This is a genomic window from Azonexus sp. IMCC34839 (assembly GCF_047047955.1).
Classification (GTDB): Bacteria; Pseudomonadota; Gammaproteobacteria; order Burkholderiales; family Rhodocyclaceae; genus Azonexus.
In genome coordinates, this window is sequence record NZ_CP150631.1 from 571,529 (window position 1) to 588,657 (window position 17,129).

Genomic DNA, 17,129 nt, shown 5'->3' on the forward strand with positions numbered 1-17,129 from the left:
CTGCTTGGAGCGCTTATGTTTATATCAATATGGTTTCTGAAGCAGCTGAGCAAATAATTGCAATAGTCAAAGATAGATCACGTATTTTCCAATAATGCAAAACAGCTTCAAGAACTCGAAGACCGATATTGTGTTTGCCTTTTTGGCTGCAGCAGCGCTGTTAGAGCGGGCGATGAGAGGCATATTTCTCGCCGAAGCTTCCAGCCTCGTACGTGGCAATCGCACACCACATTTATTTTGTGGAGAAGATGCTGTTTTAATGGGCTTGCTCTACCTTGGGTTGTCGTTTGTTCCTATCGGCTATTTGTTGCGGTTTAATCGCTGGAAAATTTTTCTCTATACTGGGCTTTTTGTATTTTGGCTATTAACCTGTGTCGTAGTTCTTTGGTGATGGCCGTTGGTTAGAGCAGCCCTTGGTTTCACAAATAAAGAATAATCGGCGAAAGAGCATATTTTTTTCTTGCTACGGTTTTTGCCCTTTTCAGGCAGTGCACCGCAGCAGTAAGCAAAATAGACTGACTTAACGCCCGAATCCGCCACCCATGCCTCCACCGGGGCCACCCATACCGCCTCCCGGTCCGCCTATGCCACCGCCGTGGCCGTTGCGGCTGGCATTTCTACGTTCGTTACCGCCGCCACCGGTTCCGCCTAGTCCGGAGCAGCAATCGGGGACAGAACACGATTTCCCAAAAAGCTCCGCTATCGCGGTTAGATGATAAGTCTGGCAAAATCTCTTAATATTGTTTCATCTTCCTACACGCTTTATGGCAATTCGTGGAAATAACTGATGTCAGGTAGTCACATTGGGATTCGTGGGTTGTTCGCTGTTGTCTTGGTTCCGGCAATCCTGATCAGTTCGCTGTTCTTCTACGTTATCTACCAGAACGAGCGAACTCAACTGGAGCAAGGGGCACTCCAGACGGCGCGGGCGCTTTCGCAGGCAATGGACCGTGACGTCGCCGGTATCAAGGGAAAACTTGAGGTTCTGGCGATTTCCGAGTCGTTGCAGACCGGGGATTTGCAAGCGTTCTATGAGAGGTGCAAAGCCGTTCTGTCTACGGATGAGTTGGCGGAGGCCATCGTCCTGATCGACACCAACGGACAGCAACTGATTAACACGCTGAAGCCCTACGGTTCGACATTACCGACGACGGCCAATATGGATGCGCTCCGCCGCCTTTTCGCGAGCGGTCAGCCCGTAGTTTCGAACGGCTATGTCGGTGCGGTCAGCGGGCGCTATTTCGTTTCGGTGGACGTGCCTGTCTGGCGCGATGGCAAGGCCGTTTATCTCTTGCGTATGGGCATTCCGACCGAACGTCTGAACAAGCTTCTGCTCGAACAGCACCTGCCCGAGGGCTGGGTGGCGGCCTTGTTGGATGCAGAGTCAACGGTTATCTCGCGGACGCTCAATCCGAGCCAGTTTGTCGGCAAGAAGGCGACGCCCGATCTGCAGGCGGAGATGGCCAAGCATCACGAAGGGACGATGGCCAGCCGTACCCTCGAAGGTGTGCCGTCCTTTGTCGCCTTCAGTCGCTCGGCCACGACAAACTGGGTGGTTGTGGTCGCCATGACGCGCGATGTGTTGTACGCCAAGCTATATCAGCCGATGTTGGTAGTTGGCGTGGCCATTCTTACCTTCCTTTTCGGTGGCGCTTTCCTCGGCTTATGGTTTAGTCGCCGGATTCGCGGCTCACTGCGGGAGTTGAGGAAGGCAACCGAAGCGGCGACGGCTGGCGACATGGAGGCGATGGCGCCGCTTTCTGGTCCTGCGGAAATCGTTCAATTGGCGGACCAGTTCAATCTGATGCAGCGAGCGCGCAAGGAGGCCAAGTCCGAACTTCGTATTGCCGCTGCGGCCTTTGAATCTCATCAAGGCGTCGTGGTGACGGACGCCAATCAGGTGATATTGCGGGCCAACAAGGCTTTTTCCACGATTACCGGGTATCCGGCTGAAGAAATCATTGGGAAAAAGATGGGTTTTCTTCAGTCCGGTCGTCATGACACGGATTTTTATTCCCAGATGTGGGAGCACATCAAGCGAGATGGGTCTTGGCAGGGCGAAATCTGGAACCGCCATGCAGATGGCGATGTACACACCTACTGGCTGACCATCTCTGCCGTGACCGGTGCCGACGGTGTCATTACTCACTACGTGGGCACCTATACCGATATCACCGAACGCAAGAAGATCGAGACTGAGCTCCAGAATAGCGAAGAGACGCTGCGTGCCATTACCGACAATATCAGTACGGTAATGTTCATGAAGGATCTGAGCGGCCGATATCTCTACATCAACCGGCAATATGAGCGCCTGTTTCACATTACAAATTCGGAGATTCAGGGAAAAACCGATTACGACATTTTCCCGCAGGAGCAGGCCGAAGCATTTGTCCGGCACGATCAAATCGTGGTCCGCTCTGGCGAGCCTTTCGAGATCGAGGAGCAGGTTCAGCAAGACGGTCGTGTTCATACCTACCTGTCGGTAAAAATTCCGATCCGGAACGCACAGGGTGAAATCTATGCCATCTGTGGCGTTGCTACCGATATCTCCGAACGGAAACAGGCGGAAACTGATTTGCGCCTGGCCGCCGCCGCCTTCGATTCGCAGGAGGCAATGGTCATCACCGATGCCGACAGCGTCATCCTGCGGGTTAACCGCGCATTTACCGAGATTACCGGATACACGGCAGAGGAGGTCATCGGGAAAAAGCCCAGCCTGTTGAAATCGAACCGCCATAGCGCCGACTTTTATCGGGAGATGTGGGAGTGCATCAATCGCACCGGCGGTTGGCAGGGCGAGGTTTGGGATCGGCGCAAGAATGGCGAGGAATATCCGAAGTGGCTGACCATCTCGGCGGTCAAGGGCAAGGATGGGGTGGTGACGCACTACATCGGGACCCACTTCGATATCTCCGAACGAAAGATTGCCGAAGAGAAAATCAACGAACTGGCCTTTTTCGATCAACTGACCAACCTGGCCAACCGCACGCTGTTGATGGATCGACTGAAACAGGCCATGACCGCGAGTACCCGCAACGAAAGTCATGGTGCCTTGCTGTTCATCGATCTCGATAACTTCAAGACACTCAATGACACCTTGGGCCACGACATGGGTGACCTACTGTTGAAGCAAGTGGCCCAGCGCTTGACCGCTTGCGTTCGCGAGGGAGATACCGTTGCCCGTTTGGGGGGGGACGAGTTCGTGGTCATGCTCTCGGCACTGAGTAGCAATGCAAGCGACGCGGCGATTGCGGTGGAGACGGTCGCCGAGAAGCTGCTATCCACGCTTCAGGAAACCTATCAGCTCAACGGCCAAATGTTCCACAACACGGCCAGCATCGGAATTACCTTGTTTAAGGGCATGGGCTCAACAGTCGATGATCTGATGAAGCAGGCCGACCTCGCCATGTACAAGGCCAAGGATGCCGGGCGGAACACCTATTTCTTCTTCGATCCACACATGGAATCGGCGGTGAAGGAACGTGCCGCCCTCGAGGCTGACCTGCGTCGAGCCTTGGAGGAGAAACAGTTCATGCTTCACTATCAACCGCAGGTTGTGGGTGATGGCCGGGTCACTGGGGCCGAGGTACTGGTGCGCTGGAAACATCCGCAGCGTGGCATGGTCTCGCCGGGCCAGTTCATCCCTCTGGCCGAGGATACCGGCCTGATTCTGCCGATCGGCCAATGGGTTCTTGAAACGGCCTGCCTGCAACTGGCCAAATGGGCGACAGAGCCCGGAATGGCTGACTTGGTAGTGGCCGTGAACGTCAGTGCCCATCAATTCAGGCAACCGGATTTTGTGGACGCGGTACTGGCGGTCTTGGACAAGACCGGCGCCGATCCTTATCGCTTGAAACTGGAGCTCACCGAGAGCCTGCTGGTCGATAACGTGCAGGACATCATCGAGAAAATGCACGCACTGAAAGCCAAGGGCGTCGGGTTTTCATTGGACGATTTTGGTACCGGTTATTCCTCGCTGTCCTATCTCAAGAAATTCCCGCTGGATCAATTGAAGATCGACCAGTCCTTCGTCCGCGATGTACTGATCGACCCCAACGACGCAGCGATTGCCAGGACCGTCGTCGCCCTGGCGCAGAGCCTGGGGCTGGGCGTCATTGCCGAAGGGGTTGAAACCGGTGAGCAGCGAGACTTCCTGGCGAGCTCCGGGTGTCACAGCTATCAGGGCTATTTCTTCAGCCGACCGCTGCCGGTCGGCGAGTTCGAGGCGTTTGTTCAGCAAAAGTGAGGGGCGTTCGTCAAAGGCGTGGGCAGCCGGCGCTGCTGCGGTTTTTGCCCTTTTCAGGCAGTGCACCGCAGCAGTGAGCCAAACAGGCTTACATCCGCCCAAAACCACCACCCATGCCACCTCCCGGTCCGCCCATGCCGCCGCCGGGGCTATTGCGGCTGGTGTTGCCGCGTTCGTTGCCACCGCCGGTTCCGCCTAGTCCGGAATAGAGCGCCGGGACGGTGCCGGGGAGCATCTGGTCGGCGGTTTTCTTCTGGTTTTCGTCGAGGGCGCCGTAGAGCTTGCTGGCGGATTCCTGGATCTCTTCCATGGCGGTCAGGCGGTTGCGCACGGTGTCGACCTTCTGGGCGATCTGCTGCATGGCGGTTTGCTTGGCGCGGACCGGGGCCAGCTTCATCTGGTCGGCCATCAGGGCGCTGACTTTTTCGACATAGGCATCCCACAGCACATTCTGCTTGGGATTGAGTTTCAGGGCTTCGACGGTCAGTTGCAGTTGATTCTGAATTTGCGAGACGACCATGCTGGGGCCGCCACCACCACCGCCTGGTGGGCCATCGATGTCGCCACCCCTACCGCCGCCGGGGCCACCTCGGCCGTCGGGGCCGGAGGCACAGGCGCTGAGGAGCAGAGTGAAGAAGGCGAGGGCGAGGAGTCTGGATTTCATGGCAGGCTTGAGTGTTGAAAACAGTGCAATTTTGACGCTGGACGGCGTTAATCCGGGTTAAGGCCCGGTAACGGTTTGTGCTGTGCCGGCGAGCGAATTTGCTAACCTGTGCGCCTGTTCGTTCGCTACCCGTATCGTGCCCGTTGCCCAAAACCTGAAAACCGCCGGTGTGCCGGTCAAGATCTGGACCGACGATGTCGATGAGGCGTCGCGCCAGCAGCTGACCAATATCGCCAGCCTGCCTTTCATCCACCACCACGTGGCGGCGATGCCGGATGTGCATCTGGGCATCGGCGCGACCATTGGCTCCGTAATCGCCACACGCCAGGCCATCGTGCCGGCGGCGGTGGGCGTCGATATCGGCTGCGGCATGGTGGCTTGCCGCTTGTCGCTGAACGCCGGGCAGGTGGACGAGAAGGCGCTGAAGAAGGTGTTCGACCAGATCAGCCGCGATGTGCCGGTCGGTATGGCGCAGCACGATGACCACCGGGCGCTGGTCGAGCTGGCCCGGCCGTTCGAGCCGCGCCTGAAGGTGTTATTGCAGAAACACCCGCAGTTGCTGAAGAAATTCGGCAAGTATTCGAAGTGGGTCAATCAGATGGGCACGCTCGGCGGCGGCAATCATTTCATCGAGGTTTGCCTCGATGAAGCCGACCAGGTGTGGGTCATGCTGCACAGCGGCAGCCGCGGCATCGGCAATGCGATGGCCAGCTATTTCATCGAGTTGGCGCGCAACGACATGGCGCGCCAGCAGATTCAGCTGCCGGATCGCGATCTGGCGTATTTCAAGGAAGGCAGCGAGCATTTCGACGACTACGTCGAGGCCGTGCATTGGGCGCAGGAGTACGCCTACGCCAACCGCGAGGCGATGCTCGATCTGGTGCTGGCCGGTCTGCACCGGCATTTGCCGGCTTTCACGGTGACCGGCGAGGTGGTCAATTGTCACCACAACTACGTGGCGCGTGAGCACCATTACGGCAAGGATGTGTGGGTCACGCGCAAGGGTGCGATCCGCGCGCGGGCGGGCGACCTTGGTATCGTGCCGGGCAGCATGGGGGCGCGTAGCTACATCGTGCGCGGCAAGGGGTGCGCCGAGAGCTTCGATTCCAGCGCCCATGGCGCCGGCCGCCGCATGAGCCGCAACGCGGCCAACCGCGCCTTCAGCGAGGCCGATCTGCGTCGGCAGACCGAAGGCGTCATTTGCCGCAAGGACAAGGGCGTGATCGACGAGATTCCCGGTGCCTATAAGGATATCGATGCGGTCATGGAAAACCAGAAGGACCTGACCGAGGTCGTACATACCTTGAAGCAGCTTGTCTGCGTTAAGGGCTAGTGCGGCGTTAAGCGGGTATTCGGCTTTTTGAAACGAGTGGATATGAGTATCAAGGCGAAACTATTGGGCCTGGCGTTGCTGGGCTTCAGCCTGGCCAGCCAGGCGGCGGGCTTTCTTGAGCGGGAAGTCAGCTTTTCCGAGGCCGAGGTGCAGGCGGCAGTTGATAAGTCGAAGCCGGTGCAACGTAATTTTGGCGGACTGGTGACGACGACCTTGCAAACACCGCCGCGTGTGCTGCTGGGGACGCCGGAAGGGCGAGTTGGGGTCAATGGCCGCGTGTGGATTTCGCTGCTCGGCCAGCCGGCCATTCCAGTCGACGTGGCGGCCAACGGTGGCGTGCGCTACGACGACACCGGAAAGGCTTTCTATCTGGAAAACCCGGTGGTGACCTCGGTGGAGTCGGCGGCGCTGTCCCCCGACATGCAGCCGATGGCACGCCAGGCGGTAGCCCAATTGATCGCCGGCTATTTCCGCAACAAGCCGGTCTATGTGCTGCGCGAGGATGGAACGATGCAGGAAGCGGCGGCACGCTGGCTGCTGCGTTCGATCCGCATCGAGGCGGGTCGTGTCGTCGCCGTGCTTGCGCCCTTTTGATCTATTCGATAGCTTTGCCGCACAAGACTCAGGGAGACTAAACACGCTTTTCAGATTCGATTAAAACGACGGAACGCAACAGTAGAGTTTCGGCGACGTTCCAGCGCTCGTGTCATTCCAGGAGGAGGAATCATGCATTCAATGAAGATCAGTCATAAATTGCTTCTGCTGGTTGTCTCGGCCCTGATCGGTCTGTTGGCGACGAGCATCTTTGCAGTTCTGCAGGCAGGGAAGCTGAACGACAATCTGGTGTCGGGGATCGAGCGGCAGGAGTTGATCGTATCTGCCATCGACCGGGCGCGCGGAGCTCAGGTGCATTTCAAGACGCAGGTCCAGGAATGGAAGAACATTCTGCTGCGCGGCAAGGATGGCGACGCATTTGCCAAGCATCTGAAAGGCTTTGATGAAGAGGAGCGCCTGGTGCGCGAGCGTCTGGAACAGGTCAAGGCGACGACCGCGAGGCTGGGCTTGGCTGAGCGCCTGAAGATCGACGAGGTCATGACCAAGTTCGGCAAGCTTGGGCCAAGTTATCGCGAGGCGCTCAAACAATACGATAGGAATGCCGCCGATCCTGCCGGGACGGTCGATAAACTGGTACGCGGCATGGATCGCGAACCGAGCAAGGCAATCGATGGTCTGGTGGCGGAAATCCAGACATTATCGAAGGAGTTCGATGCTACGGCCCGGAGCGATGCGGCTTCGGTCTATTCCGCAGTGAAAGTTGGCCTGGCGACCTTTGCCGGTATCGTGCTGATTGCCTTGGTCGTTATTGCAATGATGGTCGTGCGCTCGATCACCGTTCCGCTCGGCCAGCTCGATGAAACGATCTCACGGGTGGCCGATAGCGGTGATCTGACCCAGCGGGTGCAGGTGAGCAACCGAGACGAGATCGGTCGCGTGGCCGAGGGCTTCAACAAAATGATGGGGCAGTTGCAGACCATCATCCGCGAGGTAAATGGCGCCAGCCATTCCGTTACCGAAGCTTCCGATTCGCTGGCCGGCTCCTGCGGCACGCTTGCCGATATGTCGCACCAGCAATCGAGTGCGGTGACGGGCAGCGCGGCGGCCATCGAGCAATTGACGGTGGCGATCACCTCGGTTTCGGACACAGCCGGCGACGTTCAGGCTCAGGCGGTCGATAGCGTTGAGCAAACGGCGCGGGGAGCCGAGGTCGTCTCCCGCCTGGTCGATGAAATCTCCCAAATCCAGAATCAGATGGGCGATATTGCACAAACGGTCGATGCCTTCGTCCGCAGTACCGAAGCGATCACGGCCATGACTCAGGAGGTGCGTGAGATTGCCGATCAGACCAACCTGCTTGCGCTGAATGCGGCCATTGAAGCGGCGCGGGCTGGCGAATCGGGGCGAGGTTTTGCCATCGTCGCAGACGAGGTGCGCAAGCTGGCCGAAAAGTCGACCAAGTCAGCCGCTGCGATCGACAGCGTGACGCGCTCGATCAAGGAGCAGTCTGCGGCGGTGCAAAGCTCGATCGCCAGCGGTGAAGCATCGATCAAGGCCAGTGGCCGCCTGGCCGGCGAGGTGGAGGAGGTACTGAGCCATTCACATCGTGCGGTCGAACGGTCGATGCACGGTGTGAGCGACATTACCGGTTCGGTGTCGGAGCAGAAGGTGGCCTCGACCGAAGTGGCGCGCAACATGGAGCAGATTGCCAACATGGTCGAAAGCAGCAATGCCTCGGTTCAGCGCATCAGTTCTGCGGCCAGGGACCTGCGCCACCTGGCGCAGGGGCTTTCGGCTACGGTAGCAGGCTTTCGCGTGGCCTGAGCAAGGCGAGTGGTAGTGCTTGTGCCGACTGGCAGCCGCCCATGTGGACGGCTGTGCGCACTGATTTAATCGCGGTAATCGATCTCGACCCGACGCATCAGGCGGCGGCAATCTTCCGATACGCAGGATTTGCTCAGCTTTTCCATGCCCATGCTGGAACGTTTCATCTGCATGGCTTGCACACCGAGGCGGCGTAGTTCGCCATAGACGGCGTGTACCCGGCGGTCGGCGATGGCAAGGTTGTAGGAGCGGCTGCCCAGATCGTCCGTGTAGCCGATCAGCACGACGCGTAGCTTGGGGTTGTCCTTGAGGCGTTCGGCGTGGGCGCGCAGCGCGGCTTTGCCGGCGGCATCGATCTCGACCGAGCCGCGTGCGAAAAAGACGCTGTTTGGCACGTCCACCGCAGCAATTACCTGGGCTTCCGTTCGTGTCGCTTCAGTTGGCGGCTGGGTCGGTTCGGCCGCTGCAGTCTGGACAGAGCCAGTGGCTTTCGGCGTTTCGACGACGGGTTTTTGTGCGGCGCATCCCGCCAGGGTCAGTAGGCTCAGTGCGGTCAGTATTTTGAAAGAGAAATATTGCATGTCAGTTTGCTGCTTGCTTTTCGAGCAGGTCGGCCAGCGGCTCGCCGGCGAAACTTTCATCCTTCCCGGGCAGGTGGCGAATGAGTTCAGATAAATTGATATTCAATGTATGTAGCACGACGTCCGGTAGCTGGTTGAGGGCGGCGGGCAGGATGCCTTCGGCCGGGCCTGGGAGCAGGGCGAGGGTCTGTTCGCCTTGGGGAGTGAGAAAAAGGCCGACGCGTCGCTGATCGGTCGTGCCGCGCTTCTTGGCGAGCAGTTTGCGCTTGGCCAGCTTATCGACCAGGAGGCTTGCGGTGGATTGATGGATGCCCATCAGCGCGCCGAGTTCGTTGATGCCGAGGCCGGGTTGGCGCTGGGCTTCCTGCAGGACCCAGACCTGTGAGCCGGGGATGCCGCAGCGCTCTTCGACCAGGCGGAAATACTGGCGCATCGAGCCGAAGATCATTCGGAATTGTTGGAGTACGTCGAGCGCCAGTGGCGTGATGTCGTCGGGCATGGTCGGGCGGGGCAGGTTGCGGGCAGGTTGCAAAGCAATTATATTGTTAAACAATGTAGTTTAATTCTTTTGCTGCAAAACCTGTGATTTGACGAGAGCTTGGGGGGCTGCGGCCCCCGTTTTTTATGTTCAACACGATACAGCTTTTCGGTTTGGTTTTGCTTGGCGGTCTGGCGGCCGGCGAGTTGTCGCGTCGCGTCTGCTCGCTGCCGCGCACCACCGGTTATGTTGTCTTCGGCCTGCTGCTCGGCAAGAGCGGCTTGAACTGGATACAGGCGTTGCAGATCGAGTCGGCCAGCCTGTTCATCGACCTGGCGCTTGGTTTGATCCTGTTCGAACTCGGTTATCTGGTGCCGCGTACCACCAGCTTGCAACGTTATGCGCGCTTCGTGACTGGCCTCGCCGTATCTCTCGGCGCGGGGGCGGTGATGTTCCTGCTCTTTCGCCTGTGGGGTTTTTCGCTGGGCTCCTCGCTGTTTGCCGCGGCCTTGTGCCTGGCGACCTCGCCGGCGATCACCATCGCCACCTGTAGCGATGTCGGGGCCAAGGGCGAGCGCACCGGGCTGCTCTATACCCTGGTCGCGACCAATGGTGCGGTGGCGTTCTCGGCCGTTGTTTTGCTGGTGCCCTTCCTCAACGATACCGATGCGCTGACCATTGCCGGCCGGGTGGGCGGCTCGCTGGGTAGCATCGTTGGCTCGATCATGCTGGGCGGGGCTTGCGCCGGCCTGGTCCTGCTCGGTGCCGAAAAGCTGGAACGCCAGCCGGAACACCAGCATCTGTTGATTCTCGGCACCATCGTCCTGGGTGTGGGAACGGCGATGTATCTCGATGTCTCGGTCTTTTTGCCCATGCTGGTATTCGGTCTGCTGGTCAGTACCATCGACCGCGACAACAAGGTGTCGGCCATCCGCATCGCCAGCGATGCCCGGGTCTTTCTGGTCATCACCTTTGTGCTCGCCGGTGCCGCGCTGGATATCGCCTATCTGGCGGCCTTCTGGAAGCAGGCCTTGATGATTGCTGCGGCACGTTTGCTCGGGCAGTGGATCGCGCTGGCCTTGACGCGCGATGGCCTCGGGCTGAGTTGGCGGGAGAGTGTGTTCACGACGGTCGGCCTGCAGCCGATGTCGAGCATCGCACTGGTTCTGCTGGTCAATACGCAGATGTTGTATAGCGGCATGAGCTCGGAGCTGGTCGGCATGTTGATGGCGACCATCCTGTTGATGCAGCTTCTCGGTCCGCTGGCAACGCAGACCGCTATCAAGGGTTTTGGCGAGGCGCTGCGTTTGCAGCCGAGAGGTTCAGCTAACGCAGCCGCTTCGGCAGTGCAAGGAGAGAAGCCATGAGTCGTCGTCCTTTGCGCATCGGGCTGTCGGCCCGCATCTATCATCCGCAGCCCGGTGCCCAGGGCTTGCAGTCGAAATCGCTGCATTACCTGGAGCAATCGGTTGCCCATTGGGTCATGTCGCGCGACGTGATGGTGCTGATGATTCCGTCGGTCAGCGGTGATGGCATCGTGCATCGCAGCAGCATCCGCCTGTCCGATTATCCGCAATACCTCGATGGTCTGGTCTTGCAGGGCGGGGCGGATATCTCCCCGCAATCCTACGGTGAGACGCCGGCACATCCCGACTGGGCCGGCGACCGCCTGCGCGACGCCTACGAGATGGAGCTCCTGCATGAGTTCATGGAGGCCGGCAAGCCGGTGCTCGGCATCTGCCGCGGCATGCAATTGATCAATGTTGCGCTGGGCGGCACCCTGTATCAGGATGTGGCGACCCAGTTCGAGAATCCGGCGGTTCATGTGCATGCCGATTACGACAAGCACGCGCATGCCATCGAGTGGGATGGGGCGTCGGGTTTTGCCCGCCTCTATCCGGAATCTACGGGCGGTGGTGTGGTCTCAATTCATCATCAAGCGATCAAGGCGCTGGGCCGCGGTTTGCGGGTCGAGGCACGCAGTGTCGGCGATGGCTTGGTCGAGGCGGTGCGCCTGGAGGGCAAGCCTTACGTGCTCGGCTTGCAATGGCACCCCGAGTTTCATCCGCCGGGTGCGCCCGGTCTGCTCGATTGCACGCCGATTCTCGATGAATTCCTGAATGCAGCCCGCGGTCGGCGTTGGTGATTTTTGCCCGTTTTTGCCGGTGCACCGCAGCTTTGGAGTTTGAATGCCGGAAAACCTGATTGCTTTCGTTCGCCAGGCGTGGAATGCCTTGGTCGAGCGCCATTTCTTCCTGCCGCCACTGCCGGAGCAGATCGATTCGCTCGCCCTGTTCAGCCTGTTGCTCATTGTTGGCTTGATGATCGGCGAGTGGCTGCATACGCGGGCTGGCTGGCCCAAGGTGATCGGCTACGTGTTGGCCGGCATGCTGTTCGGTCCCGCCATGCTGGGCTGGATCGGCGACGACACGCTGCTGCAGGCCAAGCCCATTGCCGATGCCGCGCTCGGCTTGCTGATGCTGGAGGTTGGGCGCCGGCTCGACCTCGGTTGGCTGTTGCGTACTCCGGAACTATTACGCAGCACGCTGGCTGACATTGTGCTGTCGTTCGGCCTAATCCTGCTTTTCGCGCATTTCGTCGTCGGGCTATCGCCGGCCTGGGCTGGGGCAACGGCCGCCGTGACGATGGCCTCGGCGCCGGCGGTCGTGCTGCTGACGGTTGAGGAGAGCCGCGCCCAGGGGCAGGTGACGGAGCGCATCATCCTGCACACGGCGATCGGCGCGGCGGCATCCTTCCTCGCTTTTCCGTTGGTGCTCGGTATCGTTCATGTGGAGCAGAGCAGCGACTGGCTCAGTGCTTTCGTTCATCCGCTGTGGATCGCCGGCGGTGCCACCCTGGTGGCGGGGCTGGGGGCCAGGCTGGCGCTGCTGGTTGCCCGATTCGTGCCGCGGCGTTCGCTGGCGCAGGTTTTCGTGCTGGTGGCCAGTGCCATGCTGGCGGTCGGGCTGGCCCGCATGCTGGCGGTGCCGGTTTTTCTGACGCTCTTTCTGATGGGCGTGCTGTTGGCGGCGAACGACAAGAAACAGACGCTGCGTTACACCGCCTTGCCGGAAGGACACTGGCTGCTGGCCATCGTGCTCTTTGTGATTGTTGGCGCGGCCCTGCCATGGCGCGATTTCACCTGGCTGGTCGGCGTGCAAGCGGTCGGGCTGCTGCTGGTCAGGGCACTGGCCAAGACGGTGGCGCAACTGGTGGTGGGCAGTAGTCTCAGTTATCGGAAAAGCCTGCTGGTTGGACTGGGTACCCAGCCGCTATCGGCTACGGCGGTTTTCATGGCCTATGAGATCGTCAATCTGTATCCGGACGTCGGCCGTTCGGCACTGGCCTTGCCGCTGTTTGCCGCGGCGATCATGGAACTGGCCGGGCCAGCCCTGTGCCGCCTGGCGGTCAAGCTCGCCGGTGAGACGGAAAGCGGGACGGCTCGTCAGGGAGGTATTGCATGAGCGCCAAGCAGTTGGAGGAATTTCGCGATAGCCCGGCCTTGTCGCTGGGGGTCGAGCTGGAACTGCAACTGGTTTCGCTGCGCGACTTCGATCTGACGCGTGGCGCAACGGATTTGCTCGATTGCCTTGACTACGACGGCCGCTACGGTGAAATCAAGCTGGAAATCACCGAAAGCATGATCGAGGTGAGCACTCAGGCTCAGGGCACGGTGGCGGGTATTGCCGCCGATCTGGCCGGCTTGCGCGACACGCTGGGCCAGCAGTGCCGCAGGAACAATATCGGGATTTGCGGTGGTGGCACGCATCCCTTCCACCATTGGCCGGAACGGCGCATTTCACCCGGTGAACGCTTCGATGGGTTGTATCAGCGTTACGGCTATCTGGCCAAGCAGTTCACGGTTTTTGGCCAGCACATCCATGTCGGCTGCACCTCGGCCGACGATGCGATCTGGCTGACCCAGGCGCTCGGTGTTTATGCGCCGATCTTCATTGCCTTTTCCGCCTCGTCGCCCTTCGTCGATGGAGTCGATACCTTCTTCCAGTCGGCACGCCTGAATGCGGTGTCGGCTTTTCCGCTGAGCGGGCAATGTCCACCGCTTGACGACTGGGCCGCTTTCGTCAGGCATTACGAGTTTCTTTACGCCTGCGGCATCGTGCGCAGCATCAAGGATTTGTATTGGGATGTGCGGCCGAAGCCGGAATTCGGCACGGTGGAAATTCGTGTTTGCGATACGCCGCTGAGCATCGAAAAGGCGACCGCGCTGGCGGCGCTTGCGCAATCGCTGGCGCGTTGCTTGTTGCGTACCCGCCCCGAACTGGCCTTCGCCAAGCAGGCGTTCGTCGCGCGGACCAATAAATTCCAGGTTTGCCGTTATGGCTTCGGCGGCGTACTGGCCGATCCGGTGAGCATGTCGGAGCAGGCCCTGCGTCCTTGGGCGCTGTCCGTGCTCGACATGGTCGAGGCCGATGCGCAGGCGCTGGGTTGTGAGCAATGGCTGGAAGGCTTGCGCAACGATCTGCTGCACCATCGCAGCGATGCGGCCTGGCTGCGCCAGCGCTACGAGGAATCCGGCAATCTCAACGAGGTGGTGCGCCAGTCCGCCGAGTACTGGTTGGGCCATGCCTGATCGGCTCAGCCGAGCAGGGTGACGACAATCTCGCGCCGGTGTGATCCGGTGCGGTGCTCAAACAGGTAGATACCCTGCCAGGTGCCGAGCAGCAGCCGGCCGTCGGCGAAGGGCACCGTGAGCGAGACGCCGGTGAGCAACGAGCGGGCGTGGGCGGCCATGTCGTCGTCGCCTTCGAGATCATGGCGGTAAGCCGGGTCGCCATCCGGGGCCCAGCGGGCGAGCAGGGTTTCGAGGTCGCGCCGGACGCTGGCGTCGGCGTTTTCGGTGATGGCCAGGCCGCAGCTGGTATGGCGCACGAAAATATGGGCAATTCCGCAGTGCACCGCAGCAGTGGCGACAATGGTTGCGACTTCGTCGGTAATCTCGACCGAGCCGCGACCGCGGGTGTGGATGGAAAAGCGTTGTTGCTCGGCCACGCGGCTCAGTCCTTTTTCTTGAGCAGGTCTTGCAGGGCGGCGAAGGGATTGTGCGTGGCACCGCCACCGCGTGACGAGCGGCCATCGGTGTAGCCGCGGTCGGCCTCGATCTGCTTCTGGTGCTCATTGTCGTGGCAGTAGAGGCAGAGTAGCTCCCAGTTGCTGCCGTCGGAGGGGTTGTTGTCGTGGTTGTGGTCGCGATGGTGCACGGTCAGTTCGCGCAGGTTGGCCTGGGTGAATTCGCGGGCACAGCGGCCGCAGATCCACGGATAGAGTTTGAGGGCCTTTTCGCGGTAGCCCTCCGCACGGGCGTCGGCCGCCTTGCGGGCATCCAGCACGACCTGGTCGAGACGTTTGTGATCGATGGTTTTCATTGTCCGTTTTCCATTTGGCGGGTGAGTTTGAATTGGCTGAGGTCGTAACCCTGGGCGCGAGCCTGATTCAGCGCCTGTTCGATCTCAACGGCAGGAAGCTGCGGGGTGCGCGACAAGAGCCAAAGGTACTTGCGATTGGGATTGCCGACCACGGCCCAACGGTAATCAGGGTGCAGTGCGATGATCCAGTAGTCCGAACGGAAGGGCCAGAAGAAGGAAACCTTGAGTTGGGCATTGATCGTCGCATCGGGTGCCCAGGCCTGGCCGGTGGCCTGGTCGAAGCCATTTTCTGTACGGCAGCGATTGAGCACGGTCAGCCTGCCGTCGGTGCCGAGGGTGTATTCGGCGGTGGTGTCGGCCACGCACTGGCGTTGGAAGAACATCGGAAACGCGCCAATTTCGTACCATTTGCCGACGTAACGCGTCAGGTCGATTTGGCCAACGCTCTTGACGGCAGGCAGTTCGGCGCAGTGCGCCGTGTGGGTGAGGATGAGCGAGAGGAATGTGGCGAGCAGGCCACGGGTCAGCAGGTTCATGAATGCTCCGGTGGGTTTGATTGGATTCTAACGCGCCTGGTTCATCTGGCTCCGATCTTGGTCAAGAACCCCCGTGGCCCATAGAATGGCGCTTTGCCGATTTCGCCGAGATCCACCATGCCGCGCATCAAGATCGACCTGCCAGAAAAATTCATCTTTTCGACCGATATTCCGATCTACATCGGGCACATCAACTATGGCCATCATCTGGACAACGCCCAGATGATTTCGTTGATTTCGGAGGCCCGCGTGCGCTTCTTCAAGTCGCTCGGCTATAGCGAGCTGGATGTCGAAGGCGTCGGCATCATCGTGGCCGACGTCGCGGCGCAGTACCGCTCGGAAGCCTTCCATGGCGAAACCATGGTGGTCGAGATGGCGGCCGATGACTTCAACAAGTACGGCTGCGACCTGGTCTGGCGCATGGCGGACAAGGCGACCGGGCGCGAAGTGGCGCGCGGCAAGCACGGCATCATCTTCTTCGACTACACGGCTCGCAAGGCGGCTTCGGTACCGGCAGCCTTCATCGAGAAGGTGCAGGCCAAGTGATTCCGATTCGCTACGTCGAGCCGGTTTTCCGCCCGCCCAGCGAGGCGGAGTCGCTGATCCTGCCGGTGACGGATGGCTGTTCCTGGAACCATTGCACTTTCTGCGAGATGTACACGGCGCCGCAGAAAAAATTCCGGGCGCGTGACGAAGATGAGGTGATGGAAAGCATTCGCCTGACCGGTCAGCGCTATGGCGAAGAGATTCGTCGCGTGTTTTTGGCCGACGGCGATGCCATGGTGCTGCCGACACGCCGGCTGCTTGCCATCCTCGAAGCGATCCGGACCCATATGCCGGCGGTGCGCCGCATCTCGACCTACTGCCTGCCGCGCAACCTGCGCAAGAAATCGCAGGCGGAGATCGACGAACTGGCGGCAGCCGGGCTGACCATGGCCTATGTTGGAGCCGAGTCGGGCGACGACGAGGTCTTGGCGGCGGTGAAGAAGGGAGAAACCTTCGACAGCACGCGCGAGGCCCTGGACAAGCTAGGCGCGGCGGGCATCACGCGTTCGGTGATGATCCTCAACGGGCTGGGCGGCAAGGCCTGGTCGCAGCAACACGCCGAGAACTCCGCCCGTCTGGCCAACGCGACGCAGCCGGAATACCTGGCGACGCTGGTGGTCAGCTTTCCCATGGGCGAACAACGTTTTCGCGCCGATTTCCCGAGTTGGGAGCCACTGAGCCAACACGAGCTGTTCGTCGAAATGGAACACTTTCTCTCGGCGCTGGATTTGAAACGCACGGTATTCCGCAGCGACCACGCGTCGAACTGGCTGATCCTCAAGGGAACGCTCGGCGTCGACAAGGAGCGTCTGCTGCAACAGGTGCGGCAGGCGATCGCTTCGCCGGAACAGGCGCATTTACGTCCGGCTTGGGCGCGTGGCTTGTAGTTTTTAGTCGCTTATCCGATGAATTCGTGAGTTTTTTCACGATATTTCCGGTTTGGGGATCGTTTTTTTGTTATCTAAATGGACTTTGTTTTGAC

17 protein-coding genes are annotated in these 17,129 nt (G+C 59.9%); 11 read left to right on the forward strand and 6 right to left on the reverse strand.

Annotation, left to right across the window (positions count from 1 at the left end; genetic code table 11):
- The first annotated feature begins 94 nt into the window (after positions 1–94).
- Entirely contained in the window at positions 95–391 is a 297-nt protein-coding gene (locus tag WIF35_RS02925; RefSeq protein ID WP_412480075.1) for a hypothetical protein, read from the forward strand.
- A 396-nt stretch (positions 392–787) separates the two neighbouring features.
- Entirely contained in the window at positions 788–4,246 is a 3,459-nt protein-coding gene (locus WIF35_RS02930) for an EAL domain-containing protein (RefSeq protein ID WP_412480076.1), read from the forward strand.
- Positions 4,247–4,334: 88 nt separating this feature from the next.
- Here WIF35_RS02930 and WIF35_RS02935 read toward each other — a convergent pair whose 3' ends face one another.
- On the reverse strand, positions 4,335–4,910 hold the full coding sequence (locus tag WIF35_RS02935; protein ID WP_412480077.1) for a Spy/CpxP family protein refolding chaperone: 576 nt from the start codon (positions 4,908–4,910) through the stop codon (positions 4,335–4,337).
- Between the two features lie 136 nt (positions 4,911–5,046).
- Between WIF35_RS02935 and WIF35_RS02940 the strand changes: the two genes are divergently transcribed.
- The 3 genes from WIF35_RS02940 (at position 5,047) to WIF35_RS02950 (ending at position 8,622) form a co-directional block, all read left to right on the forward strand.
- Positions 5,047–6,243, forward strand: a complete 1,197-nt coding sequence (locus WIF35_RS02940) for an RtcB family protein (RefSeq protein ID WP_412480078.1) — start codon at positions 5,047–5,049, stop codon at positions 6,241–6,243.
- 42 nt (positions 6,244–6,285) lie between these two features.
- Complete coding sequence (locus WIF35_RS02945) at positions 6,286–6,837, forward strand: DUF1439 domain-containing protein (protein WP_412480079.1); 552 nt, start codon at positions 6,286–6,288, stop codon at positions 6,835–6,837.
- Between the two features lie 132 nt (positions 6,838–6,969).
- On the forward strand, positions 6,970–8,622 hold the full coding sequence (locus WIF35_RS02950; protein WP_412480080.1) for a methyl-accepting chemotaxis protein: 1,653 nt from the start codon (positions 6,970–6,972) through the stop codon (positions 8,620–8,622).
- A gap of 65 nt (positions 8,623–8,687) precedes the next feature.
- Here the strand turns inward: WIF35_RS02950 and WIF35_RS02955 are convergent, their stop codons facing one another.
- Entirely contained in the window at positions 8,688–9,203 is a 516-nt protein-coding gene (locus WIF35_RS02955; protein ID WP_412480081.1) for an OmpA family protein, read from the reverse strand.
- Position 9,204: 1 nt separating this feature from the next.
- Positions 9,205–9,702 (reverse strand): MarR family winged helix-turn-helix transcriptional regulator, encoded by a 498-nt coding sequence (locus WIF35_RS02960; protein WP_412480082.1) that lies wholly within the window; start codon positions 9,700–9,702, stop codon positions 9,205–9,207.
- A 125-nt stretch (positions 9,703–9,827) separates the two neighbouring features.
- On the opposite strand from WIF35_RS02960, the gene WIF35_RS02965 reads away from it, so the two are divergent.
- Genes WIF35_RS02965 through WIF35_RS02980 form a run of 4 tightly spaced genes read left to right on the forward strand, consistent with a single transcriptional unit; the run spans position 9,828 to position 14,272 of the window.
- The gene (locus WIF35_RS02965; RefSeq protein ID WP_412480083.1) at positions 9,828–11,048 is read left to right on the forward strand and encodes a cation:proton antiporter; all 1,221 of its coding nucleotides are present in this window, start codon (positions 9,828–9,830) and stop codon (positions 11,046–11,048) included.
- Positions 11,045–11,827: a gamma-glutamyl-gamma-aminobutyrate hydrolase family protein gene (locus WIF35_RS02970; protein ID WP_412480084.1), complete on the forward strand. Its 783-nt coding sequence runs from the start codon at positions 11,045–11,047 to the stop codon at positions 11,825–11,827. The genes WIF35_RS02965 and WIF35_RS02970 overlap by 4 nt, the downstream gene beginning before the upstream one ends.
- A 43-nt stretch (positions 11,828–11,870) precedes the next feature.
- Complete coding sequence (locus WIF35_RS02975) at positions 11,871–13,145, forward strand: cation:proton antiporter (protein ID WP_412480085.1); 1,275 nt, start codon at positions 11,871–11,873, stop codon at positions 13,143–13,145.
- Positions 13,142–14,272, forward strand: coding sequence for a YbdK family carboxylate-amine ligase (locus WIF35_RS02980; RefSeq protein ID WP_412480086.1), 1,131 nt, complete (start codon positions 13,142–13,144; stop codon positions 14,270–14,272). The genes WIF35_RS02975 and WIF35_RS02980 overlap by 4 nt, the downstream gene beginning before the upstream one ends.
- Positions 14,273–14,277: 5 nt before the next feature.
- Here WIF35_RS02980 and WIF35_RS02985 read toward each other — a convergent pair whose 3' ends face one another.
- The 3 genes from WIF35_RS02985 to WIF35_RS02995 are packed head-to-tail and all read right to left on the reverse strand — an operon-like array spanning position 14,278 to position 15,601.
- Positions 14,278–14,691, reverse strand: a complete 414-nt coding sequence (locus WIF35_RS02985) for a secondary thiamine-phosphate synthase enzyme YjbQ (RefSeq protein WP_412480087.1) — start codon at positions 14,689–14,691, stop codon at positions 14,278–14,280.
- 5 nt (positions 14,692–14,696) lie between these two features.
- Entirely contained in the window at positions 14,697–15,065 is a 369-nt protein-coding gene (locus WIF35_RS02990) for a YajD family HNH nuclease (RefSeq protein WP_412480088.1), read from the reverse strand.
- The gene (locus WIF35_RS02995) at positions 15,062–15,601 is read right to left on the reverse strand and encodes a lipocalin family protein (RefSeq protein ID WP_412480089.1); all 540 of its coding nucleotides are present in this window, start codon (positions 15,599–15,601) and stop codon (positions 15,062–15,064) included. Before WIF35_RS02995 ends, WIF35_RS02990 begins: the two co-directional genes overlap by 4 nt.
- A 117-nt stretch (positions 15,602–15,718) precedes the next feature.
- On the opposite strand from WIF35_RS02995, the gene WIF35_RS03000 reads away from it, so the two are divergent.
- Together WIF35_RS03000 and WIF35_RS03005 are read left to right on the forward strand one after the other, a co-directional pair.
- Positions 15,719–16,147: an acyl-CoA thioesterase gene (locus tag WIF35_RS03000; protein WP_412480090.1), complete on the forward strand. Its 429-nt coding sequence runs from the start codon at positions 15,719–15,721 to the stop codon at positions 16,145–16,147.
- Positions 16,144–17,034 carry a radical SAM protein gene (locus WIF35_RS03005; protein ID WP_412480091.1) on the forward strand — a complete coding sequence of 297 codons (891 nt, stop codon included), beginning with the start codon at positions 16,144–16,146 and terminating at the stop codon, positions 17,032–17,034. Before WIF35_RS03000 ends, WIF35_RS03005 begins: the two co-directional genes overlap by 4 nt.
- The last annotated feature ends 95 nt before the right edge of the window (positions 17,035–17,129 follow it).